Annotated in this window: 14 protein-coding genes; 10 read left to right on the top strand and 4 right to left on the bottom strand. The window is 70.6% G+C overall.

Annotated features, from left to right (window positions below; translation table 11 throughout):
• Window positions 1–37 precede the first annotated feature (37 nt).
• From fdh to OG417_RS48395, 8 genes are all read left to right on the top strand, one after another.
• Window positions 38–3301 (top strand): formate dehydrogenase, encoded by a 3264-nt coding sequence (gene fdh, locus OG417_RS48430; RefSeq protein WP_329244788.1) that lies wholly within the window; start codon window positions 38–40, stop codon window positions 3299–3301.
• 2 nt (window positions 3302–3303) lie between these two features.
• On the top strand, window positions 3304–4185 hold the full coding sequence (locus tag OG417_RS48425) for a 4Fe-4S dicluster domain-containing protein (RefSeq protein WP_329244785.1): 882 nt from the start codon (window positions 3304–3306) through the stop codon (window positions 4183–4185).
• The gene (gene nrfD, locus OG417_RS48420) at window positions 4182–5183 is read left to right on the top strand and encodes an NrfD/PsrC family molybdoenzyme membrane anchor subunit (RefSeq protein WP_329244783.1); all 1002 of its coding nucleotides are present in this window, start codon (window positions 4182–4184) and stop codon (window positions 5181–5183) included. Before OG417_RS48425 ends, nrfD begins: the two co-directional genes overlap by 4 nt.
• A gap of 83 nt (window positions 5184–5266) precedes the next feature.
• Window positions 5267–5668 (top strand): hypothetical protein, encoded by a 402-nt coding sequence (locus tag OG417_RS48415; protein WP_329244780.1) that lies wholly within the window; start codon window positions 5267–5269, stop codon window positions 5666–5668.
• Window positions 5655–6713, top strand: a complete 1059-nt coding sequence (locus OG417_RS48410) for a chemotaxis protein CheB (RefSeq protein WP_329244777.1) — start codon at window positions 5655–5657, stop codon at window positions 6711–6713. The genes OG417_RS48415 and OG417_RS48410 overlap by 14 nt, the downstream gene beginning before the upstream one ends.
• Before the next feature lie 22 nt (window positions 6714–6735).
• The gene (locus OG417_RS48405) at window positions 6736–8607 is read left to right on the top strand and encodes a CheR family methyltransferase (protein ID WP_329244773.1); all 1872 of its coding nucleotides are present in this window, start codon (window positions 6736–6738) and stop codon (window positions 8605–8607) included.
• A gap of 114 nt (window positions 8608–8721) precedes the next feature.
• Window positions 8722–9621, top strand: a complete 900-nt coding sequence (locus OG417_RS48400) for an ANTAR domain-containing protein (RefSeq protein WP_329244770.1) — start codon at window positions 8722–8724, stop codon at window positions 9619–9621.
• Between the two features lie 94 nt (window positions 9622–9715).
• Window positions 9716–10354: a nucleoside/nucleotide kinase family protein gene (locus OG417_RS48395; protein ID WP_329244768.1), complete on the top strand. Its 639-nt coding sequence runs from the start codon at window positions 9716–9718 to the stop codon at window positions 10352–10354.
• 3 nt (window positions 10355–10357) lie between these two features.
• On the opposite strand, the gene OG417_RS48390 is transcribed toward OG417_RS48395, so the two are convergent.
• Entirely contained in the window at window positions 10358–12334 is a 1977-nt protein-coding gene (locus OG417_RS48390) for a WD40 repeat domain-containing serine/threonine protein kinase (RefSeq protein ID WP_329244765.1), read from the bottom strand.
• Between the two features lie 269 nt (window positions 12335–12603).
• Between OG417_RS48390 and OG417_RS48385 the strand changes: the two genes are divergently transcribed.
• The gene (locus OG417_RS48385) at window positions 12604–13086 is read left to right on the top strand and encodes a hypothetical protein (protein WP_329244762.1); all 483 of its coding nucleotides are present in this window, start codon (window positions 12604–12606) and stop codon (window positions 13084–13086) included.
• A gap of 36 nt (window positions 13087–13122) precedes the next feature.
• Window positions 13123–13857, top strand: a complete 735-nt coding sequence (locus tag OG417_RS48380) for a GH25 family lysozyme (RefSeq protein ID WP_329244759.1) — start codon at window positions 13123–13125, stop codon at window positions 13855–13857.
• 12 nt (window positions 13858–13869) lie between these two features.
• Here the strand turns inward: OG417_RS48380 and OG417_RS48375 are convergent, their stop codons facing one another.
• The 3 genes from OG417_RS48375 to OG417_RS48365 form a co-directional block, all read right to left on the bottom strand.
• The gene (locus tag OG417_RS48375) at window positions 13870–15090 is read right to left on the bottom strand and encodes an MFS transporter (protein ID WP_329244756.1); all 1221 of its coding nucleotides are present in this window, start codon (window positions 15088–15090) and stop codon (window positions 13870–13872) included.
• The gene (locus OG417_RS48370; protein ID WP_329244754.1) at window positions 15090–15665 is read right to left on the bottom strand and encodes a winged helix-turn-helix domain-containing protein; all 576 of its coding nucleotides are present in this window, start codon (window positions 15663–15665) and stop codon (window positions 15090–15092) included. Before OG417_RS48370 ends, OG417_RS48375 begins: the two co-directional genes overlap by 1 nt.
• 144 nt (window positions 15666–15809) lie before the next feature.
• On the bottom strand, window positions 15810–16928 hold the full coding sequence (locus OG417_RS48365; protein WP_329244751.1) for a helix-turn-helix transcriptional regulator: 1119 nt from the start codon (window positions 16926–16928) through the stop codon (window positions 15810–15812).
• Between the last annotated feature and the right edge of the window lie 59 nt (window positions 16929–16987).

The raw sequence follows: 16987 nt of genomic DNA, 5'->3' as shown, positions 1-16987 counted from the left end.
TGATCGCGTTTTTCGAGGGCAGCGCCGGTCCTACGAGATGACCGACCCAGAGTCCGAAGGGGGATCCGTGGTCCGCAGATGGCTGGAGTCCTGGCCGGTGTACCGCCAGGTCCGCGGGGAGGACCGGTCCGGCCGGGGTGAGGCCGCGATGAGCCGCCGCACGGCCGAGCTCAGGCCCCGGGTCGGCACGGCCGATCGGGTGGTCAAGTCGATCTGTCCGTACTGTGCCGTCGGCTGCGGGCAGGACGTCTTCGTCAAGGACGAGAAGGTCGTCCAGATCGAGGGGGACCCCGACTCGCCGGTCTCCCGTGGCCGCCTGTGCCCCAAGGGCTCGGCGAGCCTCCAGCTGACCACCGGCCCGGGGCGCCGGTACGAGGTGCTGTATCGCAGGCCGTACGGCACGGAGTGGGAACGCCTGGGGCTCGACGAGGCGATGGACATGATCGCCGACCGGGTGATCGAGGCGCGCGAGCGGGGCTGGCAGTGGGAGCAGGACGGGGCCCGGGTACGGCGGACCATGGGGTTCGCGAGCCTCGGCGGTGCGACGCTCGACAACGAGGAGAACTACCTCCTCAAGAAGCTCTTCACGGCGCTGGGCGCGATCCAGATCGAGAACCAGGCCCGTATTTGACACTCCGCCACCGTCCCCGGTCTGGGGGCCAGTTTCGGGCGTGGCGGCGCCACGACGTTCCAGCAGGACCTGGCGAACGCCGACTGCATCGTCATCCAGGGTTCGAACATGGCCGAGTGCCACCCGGTGGGCTTCCAGTGGGTGATGGAGGCCAAGGCGCGTGGCGCGACGGTGGTGCACGTCGATCCGCGGTTCACCCGGACGAGCGCGCTGGCGGACCTGCACGTGCCGCTGCGGGCGGGGTCGGACATCGCGTTCCTCGGCGGGCTCGTCAACCACGTGCTGACGAACGACAAGGACTTCCGGGAGTACGTGCTGGCCTACACCAACGCCGCGACCATCGTGGGTGAGGAGTTCCGCGACACCGAGGACCTCGACGGTGTCTTCTCCGGCCTGGATACGGACAACCGCAGCTACGACCCGATGACCTGGCAGTACGAGGGCGCCGTGGTGCAGGCCGCCTCCGGCGAGCGGGACGAGGAGTACGAGGAGCGCATCGGGGCGGAGTCCACGATCCGGGAGGCCGCCCGGGGTGAGGCGCACGGGTCCGGTGGGGCCGCCGTGCCCGGGGAGATCCACACCGATGAGACGCTGACCCATCCGCGGTGCGTCTTCCAGATCCTCAAGCGGCACTACGCCCGCTACACGCCGGAGATGGTCGAGCAGGTGTGCGGTGTGCCGCAGGAGACGTTCCGGCGCGTGTGTGAGCTGGTCACCGAGAACTCGGGCCGGGAGCGTACGACGGCGTTCGCGTACGCGGTCGGCTGGACGCAGCACACGGTCGGGGTGCAGTACATCCGGACCGCCTCGATCCTGCAGGCGTTGCTCGGCAACATCGGCCGGCCGGGCGGCGGCATCCTCGCGCTGCGCGGGCACGCGAGCATCCAGGGCTCCACCGACATCCCGACGCTGTTCAACCTGCTGCCCGGCTACATCCCGATGCCGCACGCGCACCAGAACCAGACGCTGGAGAAGTTCGTGGAGGCCGAGGGCGCGGAGAAGGGCTACTGGGGGAACATGCGGTCCTACCTGGTCAGCCTGCTGAAGGCCTGGTGGGGCCCGGCGGCGACCGAGGACAACGACTACGCGTTCGGCTACCTGCCCCGCCTGACCGGTAGCCACAGCACGTACGAGACGGTCATGGCGCAGCTGGAGGGCACCTGCCGCGGCTATTTCCTCATGGGCGAGAACCCGGCGGTGGGCTCGGCGAACGCGAAGATGCAGCGCCTGGGCATGGCGGCGCTGGACTGGCTGGTGGTGCGCGACTTCTCCCTGATCGAGAGCGCGACCTGGTGGAAGGACGGCCCGGAGATCGAGACCGGGGAGCTGCGGACCGAGGAGATCGGCACGGAGGTGTTCTTCCTGCCCGCCGCCGCGCACACCGAGAAGTCGGGCAGCTTCACCAACACCCAGCGGCTGCTCCAGTGGCACCGGCAGGCGGTCGAGCCCCAGGGCGACGCCCGCAGCGACCTGTGGTTCGCCTACCACCTCGGGCGCCGGATCCGCGAGAAGCTGGCCGGCTCCACGGACGAGATGAACCGTCCCCTTCTGGACCTCACCTGGGACTATCCCGTCCAGGGCCCGACCGCCGAGCCGGATGCGGAGGCGGTGCTGGCCGAGATCAACGGCTCCGGGCCCGCCGGCGAGCCGTTGAGCGCGTACACCGAACTGAAGGACGACGGCTCGACGAGCTGCGGATGCTGGATCTACTGCGGGGTGTACGCCGACGGCGTCAACCAGGCCGACCGGCGCAAGCCGCACACCGAGCAGGACTGGGTGGCCAAGGAGTGGGCCTGGGCCTGGCCCGCCAACCGCCGCATCCTGTACAACCGGGCCTCCGCCGACCCCGACGGCCGCCCGTGGAGCGAACGCAAGGCCTATGTCTGGTGGGACGGGCAGAAGTGGACCGGCCACGACGTCCCGGACTTCGAGCCGGACAAGGCCCCGGACCACCGCCCGGAAGAGGGCGCGAAGGGGCCGGACGCGCTGGGCGGCACCGACGCGTTCATCATGCAGGCGGACGGCAAGGCGTGGCTGTACGCCCCGGCGGGGATCGTCGACGGGCCGCTGCCCGTTCACTACGAGCCGCACGAGTCGCCGTTCACCAACCCGCTGTACTCCCAGCAGAGCAACCCGGTGCGCCAGGTCATCAAGCACCCGGAGAACCGGTACCAGCCGCCGGGATCGGAGGTGTTCCCGTACGTGACGACGACGTACCGGCTCACCGAGCATCACACGGCGGGCGGCATGTCGCGGTGGCTGCCGTACCTGTCGGAGCTGCAACCGGAGTTCTTCTGCGAGGTGTCGCCGGAGCTGGCGGCCGAGCGCGGGCTGGAGCACCTGGGCTGGGCGACCGTCGTGACCGCGCGGACCGCCGTCGAGGCACGGGTGCTCGTCACCGAGCGCCTGACCCCGCTGCGGGTGGCCGGCCGCACGCTGCACCAGGTCGGCCTGCCCTACCACTGGGGGCCGAACGGCCTGTCCACCGGCGACGCGGCGAACGAACTGGCGCCCGTCGTCCTCGATCCGAACACCCACATTCAGGAGGTCAAGGCGATGGCCTGCGACATCCGGCCGGGCCGGAGACCGCGCGGCCCCGCGCTCCTGGAGTTCGTCCGCGACTACCGGCGGCGCGCCGGCATCACCGACGAGACCGGAATGGAGATGTGACGATGTCCCCGGCGCGGATGGGCTTCTTCACCGACACCTCGGTGTGCATCGGCTGCAAGGCCTGCGAGGTGGCCTGTAAGGAGTGGAACGCCATCCCCGAGGATGGCCTGAAACTCACCGGGATGTCCTACGACAACACCGAGGGCCTGGGCGCCGACACGTGGCGGCACGTCGCCTTCATCGAACAGCGCAAACCCGTCGGGCTCGCCGAACCGGGCGTCGATCATGCCGGACCGGTGCCGGACTCCGGGACACCGCCCGCCGAGGCGCCCATGACGCCCACGACGCCCGGATCGGGCGGTGAGCTGCGCTGGCTCATGGCCAGTGACGTGTGCAAGCACTGCACCCGGGCCGGCTGCCTCGACGTCTGCCCCACCGGCGCCCTGTTCCGCACCGAGTACGGCACGGTCGTCGTTCAGGAGGACGTCTGCAACGGCTGCGGCTACTGCATCCCCGCCTGCCCGTACGGCGTCATCGACCAGCGCAAGGACGACGGCCGCGCCTGGAAGTGCACGCTGTGCTACGACCGCATCGGCGAGGGGCTGACCCCCGCCTGCGCCAAGGCCTGCCCCACCGAGTCCATCCAGTACGGACCGCTGGACGAACTGCGGGCCCGGGCGGGCGAGCGCCTCACGTGGTTGCACGACACCGGCGTCGCGGACGCACGCCTCTACGGTCACGACCCGCACGACGGCGTCGGGGGCGACGGCGCGTTCTTCCTGCTGCTCGACGAGCCCGAGGTGTACGGGCTGCCGCCGGATCCCGTGGTCACGACCCGCGACCTGCCGTCCATGTGGCGCCACGCCGGAGCCGCCGCACTGACCCTGCTGGGCGGGCTGGCCGCCGTGTTCGCCGCCCACGGACTGACCGGAGGGAAACGATGAGCGGCTCGGCCGGTGACCAACGCCCGGGGCGCGAGGCGCTGGTCGGCAAGGGACCGGGCCGCCGCAAGCGCCGCCGCCGGGGACGTGGTGAGCGGGCGATGGTGCCGGACGCGACGTTCACCTCCTACTACGGCAAGCCGATCATCAACGCGCCGGTGTGGAGGCCGCTGGACATCGCCGGCTACTTCTTCCTCGGCGGCCTGGCCGGTGCCGGTTCGGTGCTGGCCGCGGGCGCCCAGCTCACCGGCCGTCCGCGCACCGCACGGGCCCTGAAGATCTCCTCGGCGGTGGCGATCTCGGGTTCGCTGGCCGCGCTGGTCCACGACCTGGGCCGTCCCGCCCGGTTCCTCAACATGCTCCGGGTGATCAAACCGACCTCGCCGATGAGCCTCGGCTCATGGCTGCTGACGGCCTACGGGCCGGCCGCGGGTGCCGCCGCGGCCCTGGACCTCACCGGGCTCTTCCCGCGCCTCGGGCGCGTCGCGACCGCGGGGGCCGCGACGCTGGGCCCGGCGGTCGCGGCCTACACCGCGGTGCTGGCCGCCGACACCGCCGTGCCCGCGTGGCACGAGGCGTACCGGGAGCTGCCCTTCGTGTTCGTCGGCTCGGCGGCGGCCGCGGCCTCGGGCATGGCCCTGGTCGCCGCCCCGGCGCGGGAGAACGCCCCCGCCCGCGGCGCGGCGGTCTTCGGCGCCGCGCTGGAGGTCGCCGCCGCCAAGCTGATGGAACACCGGCTCGGCGTGATCGGCGAGACCTACCGCAAGGGCCGGGCGGGGCGGCTGATGCGCGCGGCGACGGCACTCTCGGCCGCCGGCGCCGCCGGCGCGGCACTGCTGGGCGGCCGCAGCCGTACGGCGGCGGTGCTCGGCGGAGCGGCCCTCCTGACCGCGTCCGCCTGCACCCGGTTCGGCGTCTTCGACGCCGGGATGCGGTCGGCCGAGGACCCGAAGTACACCGTCGTGCCGCAGCGCCACCGCCTGGAGGCCGACGTCGGCTGAGGTCAGGCGTACATTGAGTGAGGTGGGCTTGAGGCGGCGATGGCAACCGGCCGGCACCGCCGGCCCCTGAGAAGGCGGCCGTCGTGGCGAACTCGGACGACATCCGGCACTGGGTGCGTGAGCGCATTGCCGAGCTCGAGGCGCGCCGCGACGAACTGAACTCCCGGTTCGAGGCGCTCGACGCGGGCGACGGTGACATGGACGACGCCCGAGAACGCGCCGGCAGGGCGCTCCACTTCGCCCGTCTCGCCCGCACCCGCAGCATGAAGGCACACGCGGAGGCCGCCAGAATCCACGAGGAGGCCGCACGGCTGCACGAACGGATGGTCCAGGCGGGGATCGGCGAGAGCGACTGGCATCACCGGCGTGCGGCACACCATCGGCGCATGGCCGCCGGCGAGCGCCGAAGCGCCGAAGAAGAAATGTCCGGGAGGCCGACTAGCCCGGTATCGCCGGGGCAGGGGATGCGGTATGACCGTCCATGAAGCGACGCGGGACGTCGTCACCGTGGCGGCATCGGCCGGCGGCGTCACGGCGCTCCAGAAGTTCCTCTCATCCCTGCCCGCCGACCTCCCGGCCACCGTGTTGATCGCGACTCACCTGCCGGCCTCCGGCAACAGCACGCTGGCCGGCGTGCTGCAGCGGTCCACGTCCCTGCGGGTCGCGTTCGCCCGGCCCGGCGACCTGCTGGAACTGGGACACGTGCTCGTCGCGCCGGCCAATCATCACATGATCGTTACGGACGGCGGTGTGCAGCTCTCCCAGGGGCCACGGCAGAACGGCGTCCGGCCGTCGGCCGATCCGCTCTTCTGCAGCGCCGCGCTGGCAGCGGGGCCCCGGGCGCTGGGAATCGTGCTCAGCGGAACCCTGGACGACGGTGCCGTCGGTGCCGCCGCCATCGAGCGTCACGGCGGCCTCGTCGCCGTGCAGGATCCGGCGGAGGCGAGCTACGACGGCATGCCCAATGCCGCCCTGGACGCGACGGAGAACGCCTTCTGCGGGTCGCTGGAGAAGATCGCCGAGATGGTCGTGCGCGAGGCGCGGACGCCCGTGGGCCCGGTGCCGCTCCGGCGCGACCGGGAGCTCGAGCGACGGGTCGCCGACCTGTTGTCTCCAGCGTCGGCTCCGGAGGAACGGCCGCCCGGGTCCTTCGCCGGTCTGTCCTGTCCGGACTGTGGCGGTCCGATCTACACCGCCGCGGCGACCGGGGGGTCGCACCTCAACCGCTACGAGTGCCTCATCGGTCACGCCTGGTCACCGCGCAGTCTGCTGGAGAACCAGGCCACGGCCGTCGAACGCGCGCTCAACATGGCCGCGCGGCAACTCGAGGAGCGCATGCTGCTGACCGCCCGGCTCAGCGAGGGAGCCGCCGACCGGGGGCACAAGGTGTCGGCGGCCCAGTTCCGCCGGGTCAGCGAGGACACGCGTAACGCGCTGGAGACCATCCGGGGGCTGCTCGCGGAGATCTCTCCTCTGCAGAACACCCCGCAGGACGTCAGCGCCGACATCCCCGGCGACGAAGTGCCCTGACCAGAAGTTCTAAGCTCGTTAGGTGGCGGAACCGACGGGGTCGCAAGCCGACCAGCCGGACCTCGAAGAGTTGCTGGAGATGCTCAAGCAGACTCGCGGCATCGACTTCACCGGTTACAAGCGCTCCACGCTGGGGCGGCGCATCGGCCGGCGCATGTCCGCGACCGGCCGGGAGACCCTTGCCGAGTACCGCGACTATCTCGAGGTGCAGCCGGAGGAGTACGGCCTGCTCTTCGACAGCCTGCTGATCAACGTCACGGCCTTCTTCCGCGACCAGCCCGCCTGGGACGCCCTGCGGAGCGAGGTGCTCCCGAAACTGCTGGGGAGCAAGCCGCCGACCGTGCCGATCCGGGTGTGGAGCGCCGGCTGCGCCACCGGCGAGGAGGCCTTCACGCTGGCGATGGTGCTCGCCGAGGAGCTGGGGGTGGAGGCGTTCCGCGACCGGGTGAAGATCTACGCCACCGACCTGGACGAGAGCGCCCTGCAGGTCGCACGCACCGGCACGTACGAGGAACGCCGGCTGGCCGACCTGCCCCCCGACCTGCTGGACAAGTACTTCGAGCCGGGAGAGGGCGTCCGGACGTTCCGCCGTGACCTGCGCCGGCAGGTCATCTTCGGCCGCAACGACCTCACCTGTGACGCACCGATCTCGCGGGTGGACCTGCTGGTCATCCGCAACACCCTGATGTACTTCAACGCGGAGACGCAGGCGGCGATCCTGCGGCGGCTGCACTTCGCCCTGGCCGACCCGGGATACATCTTCCTCGGCAAGGCCGAGATGCTCCTCAACCACGGAGAGTTGTTCGACCCGATCGACCTGCGCAAACGACTGTTCCGGAAGATCCCGCGCAGCCTGCGGCCGGGCGCCGTCCGGCGCACCGTCATCGGACAGTTCGCCGACGACCACGGCGTGCTGTCGAGCCGGCTGCGGGCGGCCACGCTCGCGGCCGGTCCGGTGGCCCAGCTCGCCCTGAACACCGAGGACCAGCTCGTCGTCGCCAACTCCCGCGCGGAGGCGCTGTTCAACCTGCATCCGATGGACATCGGCCGGCCGTTCCAGGATCTGGAGGTCTCCTACCGGCCGGTCGAGCTGCGATCAGTGATCGAGCAGGTGAAGACGGACCTGCGGCCCGTCGAGCTGGAGGGCGTCGGCTGGCAGCGTGCGTCCGGCGCCGAGACGAGCCTCTTCGACATTTCGATCATCCCGTTGTTCGGCAACGACAACGCCCAGATCGGCATCGGCATCAGTTTCACGGACGTCACCCGCTACAGCCGCCTCCGCGAGGAACTGGAACACGCGAACGAGAAGCTCGAACGCGCGTACCAGGAACTCCAGTCCCTCAACGAGGAGCTGGAGACGACGAATGAGGAACTGCAGTCCACCAATGAGGAACTCGAGACGACCAACGAGGAACTGCAGTCCACCAACGAGGAACTGGAGACCATGAATGAGGAGCTCCAGTCCACCAACGACGAACTGCAGGAGATCAACGACGCGCTGCGGGTGCGCACCGAAGAGCTTGATCAGACCAACGCCTTCCTCGCGTCGGTCCTGCAGAGTCTCGGGAACGCCGTCATCGTCGTCGACCGGGACCTGCGGGTGACGATCTGGAGCCCCGGGGCCCAGGACCTGTGGGGCGTGCGCCAGGACGAGGCCCAGGGACACAGTCTGGAGGACCTCGACATCGGCCTGCCGGTTTCGCGGATCGCGCCGATGATCCGCGGGCTGCTGCGCGACTCGGCGAGCGCTCGCTCGGCCGTCGAGCTCGACGCCGTCAACCGGCGGGGCAGGCCCGTCCGTCTCGAGGTCGAACTCTCCGTACTGCACGACGACGGCGGTCAGGTCAGCGGGGTGATCCTCGTCACCACGCTCACCGGCAACCCGGGCGGGTGACATTTCCGCTCCGGGGTAAGGAGCACGAAGCCGCCCAATCGTCGTGAACCGCCTGGAAGCGACCGGCCATAGACTGCAGGGGATCGCGCTTACGCCGGGTGGTCCCGACCGGAGGTGGTCCAGATCGACATCAAGACGATCGACCAACAGTTCAGCGCGTTCCGCAGACGTGTCGACCTCCTCAAAGGAACGACGCCCGACCGTTCGCAGGCCGCGGAACAAGTGCTGGAGACGACGCTCGCCGAGTTGGAGCTGGCCGAAGAAGAACTGCAGGTCTGCATAGAGGAGATCAACAGCAACAAGACCGAGCGGGCCGGCGACGACGAGTGGCGTCTGCTGACGAAGATGTTCGCCGAGATGCCCGTTCCGGTGCTGCTCCTCGACACGGGCGGTTCCATCCGCCGCTGCAACGCGGCGAGCGCGGACCTCCTGGCAGCGCCGCAGAAGTACCTCGTGCGCCGTCCGCTCGCCGGACTGATCGACCTCGCCGGGCGCTCCGCCTACCGAAGCGCGCTCTCCAGGATCGTCCGCGAGGGCGGTACGGAGAGCGTGCCCGTCCACCTGGCGGCTCATCGTGGCGACCGCGACGTGGTTCTCGTGCTGAGACGGATCACGTTGCGGGACGAGACCCAGCGGGCGGTCATCGCGGTCGTCCAGGAGGCACCCGATCGCGCCTGCGGGATCGCCCGTTCGACGCGGCCGGCCCCGACCGCGGCATCCGGCATGGCCCTCATGCTGAACGCGTGCGGCTCCGTGGCCCGCGCCACGGTCGAGAACGTCGCGCGGATGAGCCAGGCACTCACGCGCGCCGACGCCGACATCGGCGAGCTCCGTAAGGCTCTGGAGACCCGCTCGGTGATCGGCCAGGCGACGGGGATACTGATGGCGCAGCGCGGGGTGACCGCCGACAAGGCGTTCGACCTGTTGGTCCGCGCCTCACAGAACCAGAACGTCAAACTCAACCGCCTGGCCCGGCGTCTGGTCTCGGACCCCAACGACGACCACGGGATCTGATCGTCACGTGACCTGTGAACCGATGGCGAGGCGCCGGCCGCGCACGCCCGGCGGTTTCCGGCCACCCACCTGGCGCCGGCGGGCGTGGTGCTGAGTGCTTGAGGAACTGGTCGCCCGGGCCCGTGGGCTCCGGAGCACCGGCGAACGCACGATCCTCGGCATCGCCGGCTGTCCGGGAGCGGGCAAGTCGACGCTCGCCGAACTCCTGGTCCGCCGGCTCGCGGAGGATGGCGAGGCGGTCGCCCTCGTCCCGATGGACGGGTTCCACCTGGCCGACGTGGCCCTGGAACGCCTGGGGCGGCGTGGGCGCAAGGGCGCCATCGACACCTTCGACGGTGACGGCTACCTGGCCCTGCTCCGCCGGGCGCGCACCGACCTGCGCCGTACCGTCTACGCGCCCGGGTTCGAGCGCGACCTCGATCAGCCGATCGCCGGCACCATCGCCGTCGATCCGGACGTCCGGCTGGTCGTCACCGAGGGCAACTACCTGCTCGCGGACGCGGAGCCGTGGCCGTGCGTACGCGCCGAGCTGGCCGAGGTCTGGTACTGCGAGCTGGACGAGACGGTGCGCCGGGAGCGGCTGATCGCGCGCCATGTGCTGTTCGGCAAGAGCGAGTCCGAGGCGCGCCGGTGGGTGGCCACGGTCGACGACGCCAACGCCCGGCTGATCGCCGCCGGGCGGGGGAGGACGGACCTGGTCGTCGACATGTCGTCCATCGGTCCTGCGGAATGAGGGCTACCGGTCGAGGTCCCACAACCGGATGCTCTTGTCCTCGGCGCCGCTCGCGAGAGTCTTCCCATCGGGGCTCCACACGACGGAGTCCACCGAACCTTTGTGTCCCTTGAGATCGGCGAGCGTGGTGTGCGCGGCGACGTCGTACAACAGGATCTTGTGATCCTTGTTTCCGCCGCTCGCGAGATAGCGTCCGTCCGGGCTGAAGGTGACCGACAGGATCCCGCCCTTATGACCGGTGAAGACGCCGACCCCGAGGTGGGTCCGCAGATCCCACAGCAGGATTTTGTCGTCGCCGGCGGCGCTGGCGAGCGTCTTGCCGTCCGGGCTGAACGCGACGCTGTGCAGAGAGTCGGTGTGCCCGCGAAGGACCGTCCTCTGCGTCCAGGAAGCGGTATCCCAGAGCCGGACCGTCTCGTCCCACGATCCGCTGGCGAGGGTCTTGCCGTCGGGGCTGAACTTCACTGTGGTGACTCCGTCGGTGTGCCCACGCAGGACGTGGACGAGCTGACGGGATCCGACGTCCCAGATCCGGATGTCGTGGTCCTTGGAGCCGCCGGCGAGGGTTCTGCCGTCGGGGCTGAGAGCAATGCTCCACATATCGGACTTCGCGCCCGTGAACTTGGCGATCTGTGTGTTCGAGGTGAGATCCCACAGTCGCGCCGTCTTGTCGTCCCCGGCCGTCGCGAGCATCTTCCCGTTCGAGCTGAAGGTGATGTCTTCGATCGAGTCATGGCCGGGGATCTGTGCCAGCTGGATACGGCGGCGGGTGTCCCAGAGCTGGATCGTGCTGTCCGAGCCGCCGCAGGCGAACGTCTTGCCGTCGGGGCTGAAGGCCATGCTGAAGACGTTGGTGCCGGGCTTGAGCGCTTGGGAGGGGAATTTCCCGCCGAGGCGTACGGACGGGGAGACGGAGGGGACCGGACTCGCCTTGGCGTGCGGCTGAGGCTGCGTCCTCCCGGACGGCCAGAAGATGATCGCGCAGGTCAGCGCGGTCGCGAGGGCGGCGGCGACCGCAGTGAGGGCGGGCCACCGCCGTCGGCGGCGCCGTACGTCGGTCGTCTCCGCGGTGTACGGCGGCGTGCTCTGATCGTGGCGTACGGCGGGCCGGGGAGCGGGCGGTCCGGCGACGGGGGGCAGGGTCACGGCCGCCGCGACGTCGTGGCCGTCCCTGACCCGGGCGAGCTCGGCGGCGAGGGCGTCCGCGGTCATCCGCCGGGCGGGGTCCTTGACCAGCAGGCCGGAGAGCGCGGGGGTCAGTGGGCCGGCGCGACGGGGCGGTGGCGGGTCCTCGGTGAGGACGGCCGCGAGGACGGCCGCGAGGGACTCTCCGCCGAACGGGAGCCGGCCTTCGACGGCCGCGTACAGCGTCGCGCCGAGCGACCACAGGTCGGAGGCGGGCGTCGCGTACCGGCCGCGCGCCTGTTCGGGGGCCATGAAGCAGGGAGTGCCGAGCACCGCCCCGGTCTGGGTGAGAACGGTGCCGCCGTCGAGGGCGGCGATGCCGAAGTCGGTGAGCACGGTGCGCTCGCCGTCGAGCATCACGTTGCTCGGCTTGACGTCACGGTGCACGACACCGGCGCGGTGGGCGGCGCGCAGCGCGGACAGGATCCTGGCGCCGATCTCCGCCACGTCCCGGGGCGACCGCGGCCCGTCCTTCTTGAGAATGTGTTCGAGCGTGTGACCGTGGACCAGCTCCATGACGACCCAGGGCCGGTCACACTGGTTGACCACCTCGTGGACGGTGACGATCCCCGGGTGACTGAGGCGCGCCGCGGCGCGCGCCTCGCGCAGGGTGCGTGCCTTGAGCGAGCCGACGTGCGCACCGTCGAGCCCGGCCGGAAGCCGGATCTCCTTGATGGCGACGTGCCGGTCGAGTGAAGTGTCATGAGCTCGCCAGACGACCCCGATGGCGCCTTCGCCGAGCTTGTCCATCAGCCGGTACTTGCCGGCGATGAGCCCCTCGTTGCCCTGTGTCACACCCGGACATTTAACCGCAATGGTTCCGGGACCGGTCCCGTATGCCATCAATGGTGGACCGCCCGTGCCATCCGGCGCGCCTTCCTGAACCCGGAAATTATCCGTGACCTGCCCATATGGCTACCACAACCAGACCGGTGCGGCAGTGACTGCGATCGGTCCGAAGCTGTCGTCGTCTGCGACGCTGAGTAAAGGGACGATTGCCGAAAGTCAAGATTGACTTTTGTGTTGGGTCGAATTGAACGGCTACCCGGAAAGGGGGAAGTGTGTTGAATGTCCTGGAAATCGCCAGGTCCCAGAAAGGTATCGGTGAGCGCGCCGACGGCTCCAGCAAGTACGGTGCCTGGCTCGACGACCAGCCGCCGAAGACCAGCGTCTACGCCGAGGCGGACTGGTGTGGAGCGTTCCAGCTCTGGGTCATCGCCCAGGGTGGCGCGCTGTGGACGGCCGCGGCCGGCGGCCTGAACAAGCACTTCGCCGAGGTCCAGGTGTGGTTCGACTGGATGAGGACCCATGACCGGATCTCCTCGCAGCCGAAGGCGAGGCGGCTGGTCTGGTACGACTGGGCCGGCACGCCGAAGGGCGCGAACCACATCGGCATGGTCGACCACTTCAAGGCCTCGGCGATCTGGGCGTGGGAGGGGAACCACGACGACGAGGTGCGGCTCGTCAAGCGTTCGCGCGACCGCCAGATCATGGGCTACGGCGAGTGGTGGGACCACATCGCGGCCGACGAACTCCGGGCGGGCTGAGGACATGTCGCGTCGGCAGATGAGGGCGGTGGCGTGATGCTCCACGGCTTCGACATCTCCGCCTACGACTCCGACACCGCTCCGGCCGCCGACTTCGTCATCGTCAAGGCCACCGAGGGCTCGGCGTACACCTCCTCGCGGTTCGCCGCGCAGTGGAGGTCGGCGAAGTCGCGGGCCGAGCACCGCGGCGCCTACCACTTCGCGCGGCCGGAGGCCTCCTCCGCCGCGTCGCAGGCCTCGCGGTTCCTCGACGTCGTACGGCCCGTGCCCGGCGAGAGCGTCTGGCTCGACCTCGAGACCAGCCGCCTGGGCCAGGCGAAGACGAACGCCTGGGCGCGGGCGTGGGGCGACTACGTACGCGAACACGCGCCGAAGGTGACCTCCGGCGTCTACCTCGGCAGCGCTTACGCCGGCAACGGCACCGGCCGCGGCCTGAGCGAGCACTTCGGCCGCTGGTGGTATCCGCAGTACCCGGGCGCGTACCAGCTCCGTGCCGGAACGGACGCGCGGACGGCACGGACGGCGAACCGGTCGTCGTCATCGCCGGAACGGGCGCCGATCGCCGCCCTGACGACGCGGTGGCCGTCGGCCGTCACACCGTGGCTACCGAAAACGAACACGACCGGATGGAGAAAGCCGGACATCTGGCAGTTCACCGATAACTGGAAGGGCCTCGACGCCGACGTCACGGCCCTCACGCTCGACGAACTCGCCGGAAACGGTCGATCGACGGCGGCGAAGCTCATGCGGCGGCTGCTCCGGCGCGGCTGATCGCCGGTGCCGTCAGTGGCTTTCGGTGACCTTCGGAGACGCGCTCGGGCGATCCACCGCGGTCAGCCGGCGCGCGGGCCACAGGGAGGCGGCGGCGGTGAGCATCCCCACGGTGACGACCGTCAGCAACAGGTGGTAGTCCACGACGGACACCAGGGCGGCGCCGGCCGCGATGGAGAGCGCCTGCGGTCCGCCGGTCAGGGTTTCGGCCGTGGTGGAGACCCGGCCGAACAGCGGGCCGGGCGTCCGCCGCTGTACGACGGTGGTGGATCCGACGACCATCGTGGCCAGGCCGAGGCCGCCGACGACCATACCCGCGAAGACGAAGGGCGGCCACGACGACACGAGCAGGCCGTTGCCGACGCCGAGCGCCGCCATGCCGATCGCGATCGCCGCGAGCTCACCGACGCTCCCGATGAGCCGGGCGGCCAGCAGCCCTCCGCCGATGGCGCCGACGCCCTGGGCCGACGCGAGCACGCCGACGAACGCGGGCGGCCGGTGCAGCCCCTCGCCGACGACGGCGAACAGCGTCGACTCGTTGATGCCGATGACGAGGAAGCCGACGGCCGTGGCGATCGTCATGCGACGCAGCGCCGCTTCGGCCCTGATGTGGGTGAGGCCCGCGGTCAGCTCGCTCAGCCAGTGCGGGCCCGATCGCGCCGGCGCCGGCTCGTGGAGGCGAATGCGGGCGATGGCGGCCGCCGCGACCAGGAACGTGACCGCGTCGATCGCGGCGACGGCCGCGCCGCCCAACGCCGCGAACAGCGCCGCGCCCGCGAGCGGGCCGCCCAGCCGGAGCCCCTCCCTGACCGTCTGCAGGACGCCGTTGGCGCCGGCCAGCAGGTCGTCGGTGAGCAGTTCCTTCAGCAGGCCGCCGAGCGCGGCGGCGATCGTCACCGACGAGATGCCGTAGAGGGCGGCGACCGAGTAGACGATCCACACATCGGCGGCGTCACGTACGGCGAACAGCGGGAGCAGCATCACCGCCGAGGCGAGGTTGGCGACCACGAGGAAGGGGCGGTGCCGGAACCCGTCGACCAGCCGGCCGCCGAGCGGCGCCACGAGGTACGGCACCGCCATGAAGAGGGTGACCAGTCCCGCCTCGCCGTTCGAGCCGGTGAGGCTCTTGACCCAGATGGCGAACACCAGCAGTAACAGGGCGTCGCCGGCCATGCTCGCGACCAGGCCGGCGAACAGCAGCCGGAACGCCGGCAGCCGGAGAACGGCGCGCATCAGTCTTCGGTGTACGGCGCCGCCGGCACCGCCCAGGCGAAGATCCGGATCCGGCGGGCCCCCGGGGGACGGTTCGCCGGGTCCCGGCGGTCCTTGTGGCGGCCGACGATCGCGGCGAGGGCCTTGTTGAGTTCCTTCAGTTCGTCGAGGGTGAGCCAGTCGATGTTCTGCACCCAGTTCGCGGCGTCCTGCCATTCGGGCGGGTCGGTGCGGCGCCACGCCTGCCAGTCGCGTAGCCCGGCGAACTCCTGCTCGACGAACTGTGTGCTGAGCGCGTCGCTGGCGGCGGCCACCTCGCCGGACTCGTCGCTGTCGCCCCACGACAGGGGACGCGCTACGGGTCGCCATGGACGATTCCGGCCCTTGCCGCCGCCCGCCTCCTCGACGAATCCGTACTTGGCGAGCTGGCGCAGGTGCCAGGAGCAGTTCGCCTGGCTCTCCCCGATCATCTCGGCGAGTTCGGTGGCGGTCGCGGTACCCCGGTCGTACAGGGCCTGGCACAGCCGCATGCGTACGGGGTGGGCGAGCGCCCGCAGTTCGGGCGCTTCGCGAAGCTTCCTCTCGGATCCGTCCATACGGGGACGGTAGCCTGCAAAAGAGTCTTTTCAAAGACCCTTTTGACAGCCGCCACAAGCGTCGTACGGCGGCGTCACCGCAGGTCGGAGTGGTCGAAGGCGCATGGGAGAGCGGAACGGCCGGTAACGGCCATTCGGAGGCCGCTATCCGGCGTCGGCGTGCTGGGCGGGTGGCCCCGAGCAGCGCGCGGACCGTCCGTGACCGGGGACGGCGGGCGGCACCGGGGGGCTCGGCAGGGACGAGGATTCCGCGGCCGGCGGCAGCCATCCGCGTTCCTGCGCCGACAGCGCGATCTGGAAGCGCGTTCTGGCTCCCAGCGCGGCGCCGATGTCGGTGATGTGCTTCTGGATCGTCCGCCGGCTCAGCCCCATGACCCGGGCGATCGCCTCGTCCTTCATCCCCAGGGACATCAGCCGCAGGATCTCCCGCGTCCGCTCGTCGGGGCGGTCGCGTCCGGGAGGCGCGGAGGGCGGGCGGGCGGAACCGTTGCGCCACGGGACGCCGTGCTCCCACAGGCTCTCGAAGAGCGCGGTCAGGACGTACAGCAGCGTGGGAGAGTGCACGAGCAGCGATCCCTGGGCCGGGTCGTCCTCGCGCAGCGGCATGATCGCGCTGGTGCCGTCGAACAGGACCAGCTTCATCGGCAGGCCGCCGCTCAGGCGTATCTCGCCGCCGATGGCGACGCCCTGCTGTGCGGTGTACAGCGACATGTCGTCGGTGAACGTGTCGCTGTCGTAGATGGATCGGAACCGCACCCCGCGGCGGATCGCCGCCGCCTGGATGTTGAGCCGGTGCGGCGTGGCCTCCAGCACCGTCACGTACGGGGGCATCACCAGGTGCAGGACCTCGTGACGGCTCGTCTGCAGCAGGTGGGTGTAGCGCGCCGTGACCCGCCTCTTGGTGTCGAGGATCTCGAACTGGTCCGAGGCGAACCGCTGATGCGACGTTGAGCTGTACGCGTCGTGCAGCCGCTCCGCGAGCATCTCCACCCGCGCCAGCTCCTCGCGGCGGCGGGCGAGCAGGGACGCGAGGGCGGGCCGGGGCGGGGTGGCGCTCCAGCGCGGCGGCCGCCGGCTCACCCGGACGGCGAGCAGCTCGGTCTCGAGGGTCCGCAGCGCACGGCTCGCCGCGGCGGAGGACGTTCCCAGTGCCGAGGCGATCTCCGTCGTGCTCGACTCCGGATGCTCGACGAGGTATTCGAGGATCTGCCCGGCGAGAGGGGCCAGGCCGGTGCCGTCCCAGGGATCGGGCGACTCGGCCATCGGCGGCTCCCTTCCCGGGAGGACGGGCATGCGTGTCGATCTTATCCGGTGGCCGGCAA

Origin of the sequence: Actinoallomurus sp. NBC_01490 (assembly GCF_036227085.1) — a bacterium.
GTDB classification, from domain to species: Bacteria; Actinomycetota; Actinomycetes; order Streptosporangiales; family Streptosporangiaceae; genus Actinoallomurus; species Actinoallomurus oryzae.
The sequence above is the reverse complement of the archived record's forward strand: the minus strand, read 5'-3'. Positions and strand labels throughout refer to the sequence as shown.